Here is a 15,993-nt window from a genome sequence, read left to right on the forward strand (position 1 = left end):
TTTGCGCCTTGTCTTTTCGCGCGCGTCATTTGCAGCAAAAGACGAGCCCGATCGAAGAGGACGGCACGCTTATTTGATGACCTTGCGCCAGAACACCAGGTACGCGGCCGTGCCGGATGCGACAAGAAGGATTCCCCACATAGGGACCATGCTGATGAGAACAGAGGTGGCAGACATTTCATACTCCCGGTTAGCGCGATTACGTTTACAACACCACTGCTTCGTTCTTGCGTGCATGACGCGATCAGCAGCTGTTGTGTTCAACGACGTATTGATGCTAACGCTCCGTCCGGTTGTTTCCCTGCGGTCCCCTGTCGCACCGGTTTGCGCCCGATCAACGAATATCACGTTGTCGATCGCGGTGTACCGGCGCATCCGTTGTTACTCATTTACTGCGCGAATGCCTTAACCGCCGCTTTCAGGATCTTCGCCAAGGCGGCTGGATTGCCAATGCGAGCCGTTGGGCCAGCAACGGATAGCGCGCCACGAACCTGCCCTCCACTCACCACCGGCACCGCGACGCAAGTCAAGCCGGCGATCAATTCTTCCGCATCCAACGCGTATCGCAAATCGCGCTATGGCAACAGTTCAGGATCGCCGCGGAGCCCGGAGGCGCAACCGCTTTCGCCGCGCTGACCTCGGGCGCCTGTGTGCGCTCGCCCGGTGAAAAGATCGCCGTCGTGATTTGCGGTGGCAACGCCGAACCGGCGTCGTTCGCGTAGTGCGTCGCAAGCCGCCGCTCTCTCAGACAGCGCGCGGTTGCCGCGGACAGCATGCACGCCAAGCGTTTCAGGTACGCAAGGACCGCAATCCTGTGCGTACTTCACTGGCCAAGATCGTCGGCACCTCCCATGCCGGAAAATGGCCGCCCGTTTCGGGCTTATTGAAGTAGATCAGATTGTGATACGCCTTTTCGGTCCAGCTCTTCGGTGCCTGGTAGTTTTCTCCCGGAAACGCGCTGATCGCGGCAGGCACGTTGACGTCGGCCGCCAGAAAGAAGTTGGCGTGCGACTCCCAGTAGAAGCGCGCCGCCGACACGCCAGTATTGGTCAACCAGTAGAGCGTGATGTCGTCGAGCAGGTCGTCGCGCGTCAGCGCCCCCGAAGAGTGACCGTTGACTGGATGACCGAGCACGGCCGCACTCAACGCCGCAGCGGGCTGACCGTAGCCGTCGCCATGGTCGAGCATCCAGGAAGCCAGCGCGACGGGCGAGTCGGCCAATCCGTATAACGTCTGCGGGCGGGTACCCATTTCGAAAGCGTAGCCGCGCTTTTTCTTCGCGTTGACGCTCAATTGTTCATATGCGTGTTTCTCTTCGTCCGAAAGACCCGTTGGCATCGGATCGCCCGACGCGATTGACTTCAGGATATCGGCCGGCACTGATGCGGGGAAATTCACGTGAATGCCGATCAGTTCGGGTGGTGCCTGCTTGGCCATGATGTTCGAGACAATTCCGCCGAGGTCACCGCCTTGCGAAGCAAAGCGCTGATAGCCGAGGCGCTTCATCAAGACGACCCACGCGCGCGCGGTGCGCTCCGGTCCCCAGCCCGTGGTCTGAGGCCGCGCCGAAAAACCATAGCCCGGCAACGACGGAATGACGAGGTGAAACGCGTCCGACGCCGGTGCGCCATATGCGGTCGGATTGACGAGCGGATCGATGATCTTGAACTGTTCAATCACCGAGCCGGGCCAACCGTGCGTCACGATCAACGGCATTGCGTTTTCATGCTTTGATCGCACGTGGATGAAATGAATATCGAGTCCGTCGATCTCGGTCATGAATTGTGGATACGAATTGAGCCGCGCCTCGCACTTGCGCCAGTCATAGCCCGTCGCCCAATAATGCGCGAGCCCCTGAATGGTCGCGAGTTGAACGCCCTGCGACTCGTCGGGCACCGTCTCACGATCCGGCCAGCGCGTCGCGTTGATGCGACGCCGCAGGTCGACGAGTTGCGACTCGGGGACGTGAACACGGAACGGGCGGATTGCTGTCTTGTCGCCATTCGCGGGTTCCGTGATCTTGCCTATGGCCTGATTCGTGTCGGCGAAAGCGAACTGGCTTAGCGAACCTGCGGCGAGCGCCGCAGCCGTCATGCCGACAAAGTGCCGGCGAGATGTGGATTGAGGGATGTCGTTCGACATGGTATCGGTCTCCGGTTCCCTTCAGATTGTCGCGTCGCGCGTGAAGTCCGCGACATACAGCTTGACGAAGTCATACATGCTCGTGGGCTTAAGAATGGGCCGTTCATCGCTCGCATTCGTCGTCATAGCACTTACCTCAGATAATGTTGAAACGTGTCCCACCATCGATAGAACGGTCAGTCAGAATGGTGGCGGTCATGCAACCGGTGTGTGAACGTCATCTGCACTTTTCGTATCGATCGCCACCGGATGCACAGCGCGCTCGTGAACGTGAGCCGTAGGCGTACGGTCGATCATCAGACTCAGAAGTTCAGGGCGGTTGTAGTGGCCGGCGGAATCCATCAGCATCTTGCGGCGGTCGATCAACGTGAAGTCCAGATCGACGATCACTTCGCCTTCACCCGAACGCAGCGGCTCTGCCATCAGAGTGCCGTCTGGCGATACGATGGCGGTGAAACAGCCGCCTGATATCGGTCCAATTCCACAGCCGGTGTCCTTCATGATCTGCGCCTGCTGCCCGGCATCGAGCCACGCCGTTGCGTTGACAACAAATGCGCCGGACTCGAGCGCATGCTGGCGAATGTTGATTTCCATTCGTTGCGCAAAGCCGTCGCCAAATGCCGAACCGGGGTACATCGCCGAGTGGATTTGCTCGCCGTCGGCAATCAGCGCGTAGCGCGCGAGCGGGTTGTTATGTTCGAAGCACGCAAGCTGGCCGATACGCCCCACTGCACTATCCACGGCGCGCAAGCCTGACCCGTCCCCCTGGCCCCAAATCATGCGCTCGAAATGCGTCGGCGTAATCTTGCGCCGCCGCTGAATCAGCGTACCGTCTGCATCGAAGAGCAACTGCGTGTTGTACAGCGTGCCGCCGTCGCGCTCATTGACACCAATCGACACCACCATACCGGCCTTCCGCGCGGCTTCGCCAATTGCGTCGGTCGCGGCAGAGGGTACGGTCACGGCCTGTTCGAGCAGTCGCAAATGTTCGGTGCCGGACAGGAGTTCGATGCCCGTCTGCACCGCTGAAAAGTACGGGTAATACGGCACGACCGTTTCGGGAAAAGTGGCGAACTGCACACCCTTCTCACCGAGTTCATGGATCTTCTGCACGACTTTTGCAACGGTACCCTCACGGCTATGGAGCACGGGGCTAATCTGGACTGCGGCGGCTTTGACGACTTTCATGACAGACTCCTTGACTAGAACATTAGGACGGGTTTTGAACGATGTTGCGTATGCAACATTCAGAGAACAATTTCACGCAGCACGCAGCGCCAATTCGCGAGCGATATTCATGAGGTCGTCGACGCCCTCGTTTCCGAGAGCATGCGTCGCGTGGCTCTGTGCTGATGACCACGCACTCGCGGCGCGCCTGAGCAGTGCGTCGCCTTCGACGGTGAGCGAAAGCGGACGGCTCCGCCCGTCGCCCGCTGGCGTGCCTTCAGCCACCCAGCCCTGAACGATCAGCGGTCGCAGGTTTCTGGTCAGCGTGGACCGGTCATGACGGCTCCGTCGGCCGAGTTCGGATCGGCTGATCGGCGCCCACTCTGCGATTAGGACGAGCAACGAGAACTGCGGCGCGACGATGCCGAACGGCCGCAGCGCGTCGTCATAAATCGCCGTCAATACGCGGGATATCTGGCGAGCGCGCGTAAGTAAACAGTTAGTCGCGATATGACTGCTCAGCGATTGGCTAATAGAGCTGTTCAGTTCATTCGTTGGGTTTGGATGGTGCTGCATATGCAATACCTCAAATGGTCCTGCGCGGCTGTGTCATGCTCCGCATGCGATGGAGGTATTTGAGCGTATGGACGTATCTCAATCGTGTCGGAAAGCCGTCTGTGTGTATGCACATGTACCCTTGTGCCTTCCAGATACGTTGGGATACAAAAAAGTGTTTAACGTGGCTTCGTGCGGTTGTTGTACGAATATCGAGGGCTGACCGATCTCTGAGCCACCACTGGTGGTTGGCGAATTTTGCTGGCGCAGGCGGTCGAGGGGTGCAACGCTTATCGGTAAGCAATCCGATACAACTCCGGCCCGCGCGCTAGCACTTTGCTAGAGAATCGCACGATTCCGGTTGTAAGTGCCGCCAACGTCGGAGCGGTCAGTTACGTACTGAGACCTCATAACCGAGCAGATGACAATGCGGGAGCAAGCGCGCCTCGCTGACGAGACCGTCAGAGAGACGCGCCGCATAACGCCCGATTGCTGCACCTGCGAGACAGTGGCCGACTCAGTTACGGGCTGTCGCCGACCGAATGGCGGTTCGCAAAGTACATCGGCCTTCCAATTGATCGGTGTCAGCGGATCGTTGGCCGGATTTGCTTCGCCAACGAACCTTCGCGATTCCCGGCCATGCGTACGGGTAGCAAGGCGCACGCATAGGACTTCGCGATCGAAGTCCTGCCGCCCGTGAACGCCAGCGCCGCAGCGGGAGTCGTATGGGAGGAGAACGAACTCATCCTATCAACGCAAACCGTCGCAGCGATCCGTATTCACGTTTTGGGTTTCTGGCGTACATCAGTCTGCGAACATTATTGCGGGCTGTACGATCATCTGGAAAGGCTTCGTCGCTGCAGGCGTCGCGCGAGCATTTCGGGTACCAGGAAAGACTTCGAAGTCAGGCGTAAATTGAACCAGGGTGCTGCGCAGTTGTTCGAACGGGCGACGGTCGCCGCCGAATTGGGCCTTACCTTCCGCCTCCAACGCTTCGAAGCTTTTGGAGCCCATCATCACCTGGTTCAGATCTGTACGATTCAATGTGATTGTCAGATTGGCATTGGGATCCTGGAAGCCTTTGATATTTGTGAGCGTGGAATTGCTCATCTCGATCAAGAACTTTTCACCGGTGTCCGGTGTAACCAGATTGATGGTGAACTTCATTCCCTCGGCCTTGCGGCTATCCATGCTGATGGCAAGGTAGTCGAGCCATTGCTCTGTGGTCATCGCACGAATAACATCTGGGCCTGTCGAGGAAGCCGCCACTCCGCTCGGTATCCCGCTGCGCAGTTCATAGGCAGTGTTTAAAAAAGCGTTGCGTACGCTCGACGATTCCCGCTGATAGCCAATTTGCTCGAACGCGTCGGCGAGAAGGTTGCGTGCCACCTGATTGCTCGGCTCAGCCAACACTAGCCGGTTGAGTATTTCGCTGGCTTGCAGGTACTTGCCCTGCCCGATCAATTCGCGTCCTTTGGGAATGATCTTCCCAGCGCCGCCCATCATTTCGACATAGAGGGGGGCGCTATCGCGGGGCGATAGCGGAATGAGTGTAGTGGGATTGCCGTCCCAGTAGCCGATAAAGCGGTTGATGATAGCGCGGGCATTGACCTCAACCGAGCCGTGATAGCTGCGTGCCGCCCACTGACGTTGCAGGCTCGGCGGCACGCGGTAGACATTCTGAACTTCGTTGATCGTTACACCCTCGTTGGCCAGATGCAATACCTGATTGTTCATGTTGGCGTAGAGATCGCGCTGCGCGCGTAGTACTTCCTGAATCCGGGCGTTACCCCAACGTGGCCAGCTGTGCGAGGCGAACATCACTTCCATGTCGGGAAAATTGTATAGCGCTTTGTTGATTTCCTTCGACCAATTGAGCGCATTGCGGACCGGGGCGCCGCGCAACGTGTAGATGTTGTGGATTGTCGCGGTGACATTTTCTGCGCCCCAGAAAGCTTTCCACTCAGGGAAGTAGGTGTTCATCTCGACGGGGGCTTCTGTGTCGGGCGTGTTTTGAAAAATCATCTTCACGCCATCTACGGTTAGGCTCTCGAAGTCCTTCGTAATGGAGACATTGGGCGGGATAAGGCCGACGCTACCCGACGCGACATTCTTGCCGATCGCCTGGTCCACATGGCCGAATGGACTACGCTCCAATAGCGTACCGTACTGAATGCGGCTACGGCGCGTCATCGCGTTCCCCGCAAAGATGTTCTCGGAAATTGCTTCTTGGAGGAACCCCTCTGGCGCAATGATTTTGACCTTGCCCGATTGCACGTCGGCCTCGTTTACCACGCCTCGCACACCGCCGAAGTGATCGATATGTGAATGCGAGTAAATCACTGCCACCACTGGACGACTACCCAGTTTCTCATTGGCGAACTTCAACGCGGCCCGTGCGGTTTCAGCCGCGGTCAGTGGGTCAAAAACGATCCATCCGGTGTCGCCTTTAATGAAGGTGATGTTGGCAAGGTCAAAGCCCCGCACCTGATAGATTCGTCCCGGGACTACTTCATAGAGGCCATAAGCCATATTGAGGATGGCCTGGCGCTGCAGCGAAGGGTTGATACTTTCAAAGTCCTTGCCTTCCAGCAGAAAGCTATAACTTTGCATATCCCACGCGACGTTGCCGGCGTCAGCCATGATCTTCTGGAACGGCGGCACGGCGATGAGGCCTCGCTTGTTCTCTTCAAAGTCCCGTTGATCTTCGAAGGGTAATTGTCTTTTGACTCCGTTGCGCAATTCGACGGTGAATCGGGAGGGCACTTTTCCCTCGCGATGAAAATGCTGGCTTGCATCGGCGCCAACCGCGGTATCGCTTTCACCCGCAGCTGCCTGGGCAAAGAATGCCGCGACGCTTACAACCGCGGCACCGATGGTCCGAATCAACGATTTTTCGAGGAAATCCATATGTCCTCCAAAGTATGGTGATGTCGGCTGTCATACTTATTGACAGCGCGCCGATTGAAGAGATCGAGGTCAACCAGCCTGCAGCGCAATGGGAGCGCGGCCATTGGCGCAAGTCACAAGCGGGCCCGCCAATTTCAGTTTGAGGAAATCGAACACGCTCCCGGTTATGTTCGTCGGGGCTCCCCTCTCGAACGCACCCGAAAGCGAATTCGACGCTAAACGTTGCATACGCTCCTCAATTTTCTCGACAGCCATGGCAGTCGCCGGATACGGCATGAAGCACTGAACCGGACCGGTTAATGTAAGCGCGGTAGGCGTGCCGCCGCGCCCGAAGCCGGCCGACGATCAACCACTGACTGTCACTTCGGGAAAAGCAGGGTCACGACGAGGCGCGCGCCCCAGCCGTGAGGGCCGGTATCCGGGCTTGCGGCCCAGTAACGCACTCCTGCGCCGATGTTCACAGGCAGTTCCCCGACCTTCAGCAGCTTGCTGACAGTTGCGTTGATTGGAGTCGACCACTGATGCCGGTTCCAGTTGTATGTCGATTCCGTGTTCAGAACGAATGTCCAGGCGTCCCTTGTCGTGTAGTTAAGGAAAGGCTGCATGAACGTCGAGCTCACGCCAGCGCGGTTGCCATCGCCGGCAAATGACCACACGTGGTTGGCTAGAAAGCCATACGTCCAGCCGTTAGCCTGCCAGAGCAGCACAGCGGTTGGCCCGGCGCCCCACTTCTCGGCACCCAGCAGCCGGTCGGTAGATACCGGCAGAAGAAACACTGGACCCACACCCCAGATCAGTCCGCCTTGCGTGGGCTTTGCTGGCGAAAAAAAGAAGCTCTGGACGACATCGCCCAGACCGGTCTGCGATCCGGAACCGGGCGCCACGTTGTTTTGCGAAACAATCGGCGCGATGGTGCGCGAAATGAGATTCCAGTTGCCATTTAGACGAAAGGGAATCACTGGCTGAAAGTTCAGAAGATATCGGTCCCCGTCCCTGTTGGCTCCGATGTTTGCATCGTAATTGAACTGGAACGGGACACTGATCAATGCGGCGACCGGGTTGCTCAGTTGCTTCGCGAGGTCTGCATCACTCTCCGCGACCGCGGGCATCGGTATCAACATCAGAGCGACGATTCGAATAGCTTTGCGGAAAAGCAAGCGGACGTCCGTCATGCTTCGCTCCTCAAATCGCGCAACTCTGCTCGAACCGCGCAGGGACGCTCGAGGTATTTGCATATGATCCACTTTCGCGGTCAGCCAAGCCCTTTTGCCCGCCTCCGAGTCTTGACACCTCAGCGGGTCCAGGAGATCCGTTGCGAAGAACTGCCTTGAAGAGCTATACGAGGTAATCGCCAATGAAGATAAGTCGGCGCCATACATCCGACCTCAATTTGACCAGTATAGTCACGGATCTTGAGGCGACGGTCACTAATTATGGCGAGAGATCTCCCGGCGAAACCTTCCGTGCCAACCGACTCTAGCTGCTTGCATTACACCTATTTCCGATTCGAGCTGTCGCGCTTCCCTTGCGAAGGCGGATCACAGATAACCACGGCCCGCGCCCTGCATGCCGATCACTACCGATGTTCCCACCTGGTGTCATATGCTGCATTGCGTCGGGGCGGTGGCACGGCGAAGAGTGCTACCTTGCGATGCCATTGATATGTTCTCCGTACGGCCGGACCTCTTTTCTTCGCGCGACACCTTCAAACGAAGAAGTCGACCGTACCACCGTATAGGTGGTACATGGATCGAAGAACTTCTACGTTCCCGTCCTGTTGCATCGCAGCCAATTAGTGCCTCGGCGTTTCGCGTCGATCGTACCTCGGACATTTGCTTTCGCCACCGCGTCCACAAATTCATCATTCTTATCCTAGCTGAATGCGGTCGCTCTCTTCTGCTCCAGACAGTAAATCGCGATCGGGGTGACGGCGGGCTGTCAGACGCGGCGGTTCGCATGGCGGGCTTGGCCCGGCGTTAGTTGCGCGTCACGCGTTGGCCCATGTGGCATGGAGCCAGGAAATGTTTTGTCCGTGATGGCAGCCATTTATGACGCCGGTTCAGATCTCGCAGTTCGAACGTCGGCGCCGAGCCATTTTCTGAGCAAGGGTTCAACCCACGTCAGCACCAGAAGAAAGCCTATTGCGACGCTAAGATTGAAAATCAGATGCGCCCATGCCACCGCCATGCCCGGATTGGCGGTCAGCTCCACCATCGCTCGCGAGAAGGATCTCAGGAATGGGAAGTAACACAGCACGCCGGCTGCGTTGAACAGAAAGTTGGTAATTGCCGTGGCCCTGGCGACAGAACTCATCCCGAGGCCTGCAATCAACGCAGTCGATGTCGAACCTACGTTAGAGCCGATGACGATCGGTATCGCTGCCTGGGGCGGCAGCACACCTTGCTGGACAAGGAGAATTGCCAGACCAGTGGTGACACTGCTGGACTGGACCAGAGCGGTAAACACCAGGCCGGCGAGCACGCCTGCCCAAGGAGCCTCTGCAAGTGCAAGCCATGCCTTGAACTGTGGGCGCTCTTGCAGAGGCTTCAGCTCCGCGGATATCAGATCCAGCGCGAAGAAGATCAATCCAAAATAGAAAACAGCTTTCCCAATGTACCTTGCGCGGACCGGCAACACTGAAATCAGGGCCCCGAGCACGATGAATACAGGACCGATGCCCGTAAGCTTGAAGGAGACGAGCCAGGCGGTTGCCGTTGTTCCCACATTGCTACCGAGCAGGATCCCAAGACTGGCCCGGAAGGAAATGACGGATGCGTCGACCAAGGTGACTGCAAGCGCTGTGATTGCACTGCTTGACTGCACAATCGCTGTCGCGAGCGCACCGACCAGAAACCCAAGCCAGCGGCTCGCCGTGACGCGCCCTAGCCACGACTGCAGCGCCGTACCCCCCACGTCCTGGAGTTCGCGACTGAAGCCCTGAAGGCCGTACAGGAAGAGGAGAACTGCGGAGACCGCGGCAAACAGTCCCTGGATTGGTGTCATGGCGACCTCCTTATCCGTTCCCCGCTATGCGGGAAAGACGTTCAAGTGCCGAAACCACGTCGATGGAAGCCAATGCTTTGGCGAAAGGCAGTATGTACTCGCTCCGAGGTTCTGACCAGCCGTTTACGCCCACAGTCGTCAGGCAATGCACCGGCCGAGACAGTCGGCCAGTTGTGCCGACGTCAGACGCTTCACATCGGCACACACCGCATCGGCCACCGCGTTGGCCACCGCGTTAGCCACCGCGTTGCGACGCATCGCGGTGGGCAAGTTATCCGCGGATCTCCGGAACAAATCTGAATGGGTAGTCGGGCTCTTTGTACCCTCCGGGCTTCTGTCGTTTGGGTAGCGTGACCTTTTCGCGCGCCACTTCCTCATAGGGAATCCTGCTGAGTAAGTGGCTAATGAGATTTAGGCGTGCCCGCTTTTTGTCATCCGACTTCACCACGTACCAGGGCGCGAACTCCGTGTCTGTCGCCCTGAACATTTCGTCGCGTGCGCGGGAGTAGTCGTACCACCGCTGGTACGACTCAAGATCCATCGGCGATAGCTTCCAGATCTTACGTTGATCGTGAATACGCGCTTCCAGTCGACGCGTCTGTTCTTCCATACCGACTTCGAGCCAGTACTTGAGTAAAATGATGCCGGAATCAGTCACTGCCCGCTCGACCAATGGCGCATCTTTCAGAAATGTCTTCGCCTGTTCTTCCGTGCAGAACCCCATGACCCGTTCCACCCCGGCGCGGTTGTACCAGCTGCGATCGAACAAGACGATCTCACCGCTCGCGGGCAGATGCGGCAGGTAACGCTGCATATACATCTGGGATTTTTCGCGGTCCGACGGCGCTGGCAATGCGACGACGTGAAAAATCCGCGGACTCACGCGCTCGGTAAGCGCCTTGATCGTCCCGCCCTTGCCTGCACCGTCGCGCCCCTCGAAAATGACACATACCTTGGCGCCCGTTGCAATGACCCATTGCTGGAGCTTGACCAGTTCGACGTGAAGGCGAGCGAGCTCCTTCTCGTACTCCCGGTTACCCAGCTGGTGCTGCCTGTTTGCCTCGGGTGGCCGTGCACCGACCTTTGCATCCTTCATCGTCTTTCTCCACGGCATCTCGGATTTGCTGCCGGTGACAAACTATGTGCACTACCATCCGGTATGACAATAGGCATTTAGAGCAATCCTCATGTTTGTCCGGAGGCAGGAGACGATCTCTCCTGGTCCTGTCGAACCCACAATCGGTAAGCGGCTCGTCATGTATGTCGTGAGAAGCATGGCCTCTATCCACCTGACATGAAAACCCGTTCACGTATGGTTCGCGCTGTGCGCCTTTGGGGGTTTGGGCTTGTGGCGCTCGCGATTGCCCTGCTTGGGTTGCGCGCTTACGATGCGCGAACAGGGCCTCCTCTTGAACGATGGCACACCTATGTGCCGGACGAACTTAGCGCAGAGCGGCTTGATAAGGGCGACTGGCCAACCTATCTGCAGCACGAGGACACGCTGTTCGACGAGGTGCGCAGACAGGTCACTGATCGCCTGCCTCCCGAGGCACGCGTGCCGTCGAACCGCTATTTCGAGGGCAGCCCGATCTACCCGCCGCGCTTCGATCACGACTGGAACCGATCGTATGAAATGTTGCCAGCTGGCAATCCCGTCGGAGCAGTCGTCCTGCTTCACGGCCTGACCGATTCACCGTACAGCCTGCGGCACATTGCACGGCGGTATGTCGAGCACGGATTCGTAGCAGTCGGCATTCGCCTTCCCGGGCACGGCACGGTGCCCGGCGGTCTGACAAACGTCGACTGGAAAACATGGATGGCAGCGACACGACTCGCTGTGCGCGAGGCGCAGCGGCGCGCGGGCCCGAACCATCCGCTTCACGTCGTCGGGTTCTCAAATGGCGGCGCGCTCGCGATGAAGTATGCGCTCGACAGTCTGGAGGACAACACGTTAGCCCGACCGTCACACATCATCTTGATCTCCCCGATGATCGGCATTACGCGCTATGCACGATTCGCGGGCCTGGCCGCCCTTCCAGCACTGCTGCCGCCTTTCGAGAAGGCCGCATGGCTGGGTATCGTGCCGGAATTCAATCCCTTCAAATACAACTCGTTTCCAGTCAATGGCGCGCGACAGTCGCACGGTCTCACAATTGCATTGCAGGAGCAGATTGTCCGCCTCGCCCAAAGCAGCAGCCTCGACGGCATGCCGCCGGTATTGACCTTCCAGTCGGTGCTCGACTTTACCGTGAGCACGTCGGCAATCATCAAGCGGCTCTACGTCATGCTCCCGGACAATGGGAGCGAACTGGTCCTGTTCGATGTGAACCGCCGTGCAAAAGTCGGGCCGCTGATTGATCCGGCATCGTCACGGGCGTTGGCAAAGGTATTGCCAACGCTGCCGGTTGACTACCAGATGACGACGATCGGCAACTTGCCTGATGGCACTGACGACGCGATCGAGCGCGTAGTCGAACCGGGTACGACGGTAGCCCGCACGCGCAGTCTTGGTCTTTCGTATCCGCCGCAGATTTTCTCGCTTTCACACGTGGCGATTCCGTTTCCACCCGACGATGCGCTTTACGGTACGCAACCCGCGAACGCAGCAAACTCGCGCTACGGTATTTCGCTGGGCGCATTTGTGCCTCGCGGTGAACGGGGCGCGTTGACGATCAGCCTCGATTCCATGTTCCGGATTTCGTCGAATCCATTCTTTCCGTATCTGCTCGCGCGCATAGACGAAGCAATTGCCGAGTCACTGCACGCGCACAGTACCCAATCCAGCCGTGCACGGCGCGCGAATTCCGCGCCGGCCGTACCTTCACTGGAACCCGATCCAGAATTTGACGACATGCAACGAAGGGCGCTGGACATGGAGCAGGATCCGGAAAACATCCCCTGATCCAGCACTCTTAAATCGATGGCGTTCCGGACATCGACAGCCGACTCCCGGCCGGGTGTAACGAATCGTTGTCGCGGAAATTCAGAGCCCATTCGAATCCCCGTTTCGCTGCTGAGCACACGGGAACGGGAACAGTCCGTCTGCCTTCATCGTCATTGGCGAACTCAGGGCATGCCGGAGTAAGCGCATGACTATGCTTAGGAGCGCAACAGAATCGGCATCCGCAATGATCAGCGCAATGACGAAACTAAATGACGAATTGGTGATTGATGTTTGCTTTTCCGGCGTATGCAGCTAGATTTAAAGTCAACACGGTTAGCAAAGCAGTCGAAACCGCAGGGCGGTTTGGGGACGGCTCTCAGTTCGGGGCATCTTTTCTGAAACGCGACGAATGATGTTCCGATGTCAGATCCGGGCGCCCCGAAGAGTTCTCAGGCAGACATCCTGAAAAACGGCGGAGATTGTCTCTATGGAAATGACGTCATGATCCGGCGCTGTCGCATCCGCGTCTGGCATCCCATCCGTCAGCCAAGCTGTGCCGTCTGACGCACCGCCGTGCTTCATCCGCTGGCGATCCAGGTGGCTTAAACGCAAGGTCGATGCAACTATTCCTTCTTCCTGTCGGAGGAAGCGCAATAAACGGACGAGCATGTGCACTTCGGTCCATCTGGTTTCAAGGTATGGATCACTGTGAGCTTGAGCCCGGGTGCCTTCCATGTCGAAAGAGAGAAAGATGTCGAGCAGCCATCCCTTTCGCGATGTGATCGTGTGCTTGACGTTCGGCACGCTGGCGGCGACAGCGTCGGCGCAAGCGGACCAAACCAAGACAGAGAACGGCTGGACTTTCGAAATATCGCCTTATCTCTGGATGTCGGGAGTTCGCGGCGACGTAGGCGTGTTCGAACGTCTGCCGCCTTCCTCGATTGACGTGAGCTTTGGCGACATCTTCAATCGTATCGATTGGCCTGCGGTCGTTTTCGTGAGCGGTGAAGCATGGAAGGGCCGCTTCGCCATTCTTGGCGACGTACAGTACATAAAACTAAAAGCGAGTGCATCGACGCCAGGCCCCTTGTTTGGGACGGGAACGCTCGTACAACAGAACTTCCACAGCACGATCGCCGGAGCCTACCGGTTCATCGACTCGCCGAAAATTACGGTCGATGGCCTTGCGGGGGCAAGAATTTTCTACGTCAACAACGAGCTCGCACTGACCAGTGCCCTCCTTCGCGGGAGAAGCGGCAGCAGCAGTGACGCATGGGTGAATCCGGTCATCGGCGTGCGCGGGACGTTGCCGTTCGCTACCGGATTCAGCGTCGACGGCTACCTGGACGCCGGAGGATTCGGAATTTCGTCCGATTGGACATGGCAAATCTACGGTGGCGTTGGTTACCGCTTCAAGAAATGGCTCACCGCCTACGCCGGATACCGCTATCTCGATGTCCGGCATAGAAACGGGGGATTTCTCTACGACGTGACGCAGCAGGGACCGGTGCTCGGCATACGATTTATCTTCTAGGATGAGAGCCAGACGGTCACCGCTCGTGTCAACGAACGAGCGGATAGTCGCCGTCAGCCAATGTGTCCACGTTCCAGTTGCAGGCGCACAACCGATCCGTCAGCGGTCAAACGGGACCGGAAGCAATGCTATGAGAGAGATGCTTGAGCCTCAATCCACCAAGTCGTCGCCAATGATCGGACGTGGCGACATTTTCGGTGGCGTGGCGGCGGGTGTTGTCGCGCTACCGCTGGCGCTCGCCTTCGGCGTCGCTTCGGGACTCGGCCCTGTGGCCGGCCTTTACGGTGCCATTGTCACCGGCATCGTCGCCGCGCTGTTTGGCGGCACGCCGGTGCAGATCACAGGCCCGACCGGGCCGATGACGCTGGTCGTTGCAGGTGTGCTGGCGGCGAACATGCATTCTTCTGGCAGCGCGAACCTTCCACTCGTCGTTGGAATCTTCGTGGTCGCCGGTTTCATGCAAATCGCTTTCGGTCTGCTGCGCATCGGGTCCTATATCCGATATGTGCCCTACCCGGTCATCTCGGGCTTTATGAGCGGCATCGGCGTGATCATCATCACGCAGCAGGTCTTTCCGATGTTCGGCGCAAACGCACCGGGATCAGACCCGTGGTCGATCCTCAGCCAGTTGCATTTACTGGGAGGCAACATCAAGTGGAGCGCCGTTGCGCTTTCCGCGTCGACGATCGCGATCGCATTGCTCCTGCCCCGATTCACCAAGGTAATCCCGGCCTCCCTCGTGGCGCTGATCGTGCTGACGATCACTGCAGTGATGCTGAAGCTCGACGTCCCCGTAATCGGTGAAATCCCGTCCGGATTGCCGACCCTGACGATGCCGGCGTTCGACTTGCACCGGCTGCCTTCCCTCGTGCCTGCCGCGCTCCAGCTATCGCTACTAGGCGCCATCGACTCGCTGCTGACAGCGCTCGTAGCCGACAACCTCACGCGTACGCGGCACGACAGCAACCGCGAGCTCATCGGGCAAGGCCTGGGCAACATCGCAGCGGCCGTGATTGGCGGGCTGCCCGGCGCCGGCGCCACCATGCGCACCGTTGTCAACGTCGATGCAGGGGGAAGAACACGCCTGTCGGGCGTGATCCATGGACTCTTCCTGGCAGCCGTGCTGCTTGGCCTTTCAGGATTGCTTCAGCACGTTCCCCGTGCAATTCTCGCTGGCCTGCTGGTGACAGTCGGAATCGGCATCATCGATCGCCGCAGTTTCCGCCACCTGCTTAAATTGTCACGGTCGGATGCCTTTTTAATGCTCCTCGTGCTCGCGCTAACCGTATTCACCGACCTCATCATCGCGGTGGCCACGGGCCTCGTCGTCGCTTCGTTTGTCTTTGTGAAGAAGGTGGGCGACATTACCGAGCAGCGGACGATGCTTACCCCGGTCGCTGATGAGCCATGGGCGGACGAACTGACCATTCCCGCCGGACTTCGCGACAGACTTCTGATCAAGCACGTCGACGGGCCGATCTTCTTCGGCTTCGCCAGCAAGTTCCTCGACATCGCGCGTCAGGCGACACTCCTGAGCAGGCTGTTGGTATTGCGCATGGATCGCATCTCGTACATGGACCAGACTGGCGTCTATGCGTTGGACGATGCACTGGTGCGACTAAACGCGGCCGGGGTGCGCGTGCTGGTCGTTGGCGTTTCGGTGTCGCAGCGCGACCTTCTCGAGCGGCTGCAGGTAATCCCGGCGGTCGTACCCGAGCGCGACATCTTCAACAACTTCGACGAATTGAGGAAGGCGCTTCCAGTGATCATCGGAGATCTTCACGCGAAATGAAGACGA

11 protein-coding genes are annotated in these 15,993 nt (G+C 58.3%); 3 read left to right on the top strand and 8 right to left on the bottom strand.

Features of this window, described 5'->3' with window-relative positions; translation table 11 throughout:
* Positions 1 to 389 precede the first annotated feature (389 nt).
* The 8 genes from H281_RS35915 to ppk2 form a co-directional block, all read right to left on the bottom strand.
* On the bottom strand, positions 390 to 515 hold the full coding sequence (locus tag H281_RS35915; protein WP_318263617.1) for a hypothetical protein: 126 nt from the start codon (positions 513 to 515) through the stop codon (positions 390 to 392).
* A gap of 274 nt (positions 516 to 789) precedes the next feature.
* Positions 790 to 2,142 (bottom strand): epoxide hydrolase family protein, encoded by a 1,353-nt coding sequence (locus tag H281_RS0108820; RefSeq protein WP_020066735.1) that lies wholly within the window; start codon positions 2,140 to 2,142, stop codon positions 790 to 792.
* A gap of 195 nt (positions 2,143 to 2,337) precedes the next feature.
* Positions 2,338 to 3,330 carry a carbon-nitrogen hydrolase family protein gene (locus tag H281_RS0108830; protein ID WP_020066737.1) on the bottom strand — a complete coding sequence of 331 codons (993 nt, stop codon included), beginning with the start codon at positions 3,328 to 3,330 and terminating at the stop codon, positions 2,338 to 2,340.
* A 72-nt stretch (positions 3,331 to 3,402) separates the two neighbouring features.
* Positions 3,403 to 3,771, bottom strand: coding sequence for a MarR family winged helix-turn-helix transcriptional regulator (locus H281_RS0108835; RefSeq protein WP_020066738.1), 369 nt, complete (start codon positions 3,769 to 3,771; stop codon positions 3,403 to 3,405).
* Between the two features lie 897 nt (positions 3,772 to 4,668).
* Positions 4,669 to 6,774 carry an alkyl/aryl-sulfatase gene (locus H281_RS0108840; RefSeq protein WP_020066739.1) on the bottom strand — a complete coding sequence of 702 codons (2,106 nt, stop codon included), beginning with the start codon at positions 6,772 to 6,774 and terminating at the stop codon, positions 4,669 to 4,671.
* Positions 6,775 to 7,133: 359 nt separating this feature from the next.
* Positions 7,134 to 7,946, bottom strand: coding sequence for a hypothetical protein (locus tag H281_RS0108850; RefSeq protein WP_020066741.1), 813 nt, complete (start codon positions 7,944 to 7,946; stop codon positions 7,134 to 7,136).
* A gap of 874 nt (positions 7,947 to 8,820) precedes the next feature.
* Complete coding sequence (locus tag H281_RS34455; RefSeq protein ID WP_020066742.1) at positions 8,821 to 9,777, bottom strand: Na/Pi cotransporter family protein; 957 nt, start codon at positions 9,775 to 9,777, stop codon at positions 8,821 to 8,823.
* A gap of 271 nt (positions 9,778 to 10,048) precedes the next feature.
* Positions 10,049 to 10,873, bottom strand: coding sequence for a polyphosphate kinase 2 (gene ppk2, locus H281_RS0108865; RefSeq protein WP_020066744.1), 825 nt, complete (start codon positions 10,871 to 10,873; stop codon positions 10,049 to 10,051).
* A 333-nt stretch (positions 10,874 to 11,206) separates the two neighbouring features.
* On the opposite strand from ppk2, the gene H281_RS0108870 reads away from it, so the two are divergent.
* The 3 genes from H281_RS0108870 (at position 11,207) to H281_RS0108885 (ending at position 15,987) form a co-directional block, all read left to right on the top strand.
* On the top strand, positions 11,207 to 12,679 hold the full coding sequence (locus tag H281_RS0108870; protein ID WP_020066745.1) for an alpha/beta hydrolase: 1,473 nt from the start codon (positions 11,207 to 11,209) through the stop codon (positions 12,677 to 12,679).
* Between the two features lie 715 nt (positions 12,680 to 13,394).
* Entirely contained in the window at positions 13,395 to 14,195 is an 801-nt protein-coding gene (locus H281_RS34460) for a hypothetical protein (protein WP_051120901.1), read from the top strand.
* A 25-nt stretch (positions 14,196 to 14,220) separates the two neighbouring features.
* A complete protein-coding gene (locus tag H281_RS0108885) occupies positions 14,221 to 15,987 on the top strand; it encodes a SulP family inorganic anion transporter (protein ID WP_206362262.1) in 1,767 nt (588 codons plus the stop codon).
* Positions 15,988 to 15,993: the final 6 nt, after the last annotated feature.

This window comes from Paraburkholderia caledonica (assembly GCF_000383275.1).
GTDB lineage: Bacteria > Pseudomonadota > Gammaproteobacteria > Burkholderiales > Burkholderiaceae > Paraburkholderia > Paraburkholderia caledonica.

Excerpts from the sequence above, each read along its gene's own strand:
- H281_RS34460 (WP_051120901.1), top strand. The coding sequence starts at position 13,395 with ATGTCGAAAGAGAGAAAGATGTCGAGCAGCCATCCCTTTCGCGATGTG.
- H281_RS34455 (WP_020066742.1), bottom strand. The coding sequence starts at position 9,777 with ATGACACCAATCCAGGGACTGTTTGCCGCGGTCTCCGCAGTTCTCCTC.
- H281_RS0108840 (WP_020066739.1), bottom strand. The coding sequence starts at position 6,774 with ATGGATTTCCTCGAAAAATCGTTGATTCGGACCATCGGTGCCGCGGTT.
- H281_RS0108820 (WP_020066735.1), bottom strand. The coding sequence starts at position 2,142 with ATGTCGAACGACATCCCTCAATCCACATCTCGCCGGCACTTTGTCGGC.
- ppk2 (WP_020066744.1), bottom strand. The coding sequence starts at position 10,873 with ATGAAGGATGCAAAGGTCGGTGCACGGCCACCCGAGGCAAACAGGCAG.
- H281_RS0108830 (WP_020066737.1), bottom strand. The coding sequence starts at position 3,330 with ATGAAAGTCGTCAAAGCCGCCGCAGTCCAGATTAGCCCCGTGCTCCAT.
- H281_RS0108850 (WP_020066741.1), bottom strand. The coding sequence starts at position 7,946 with ATGACGGACGTCCGCTTGCTTTTCCGCAAAGCTATTCGAATCGTCGCT.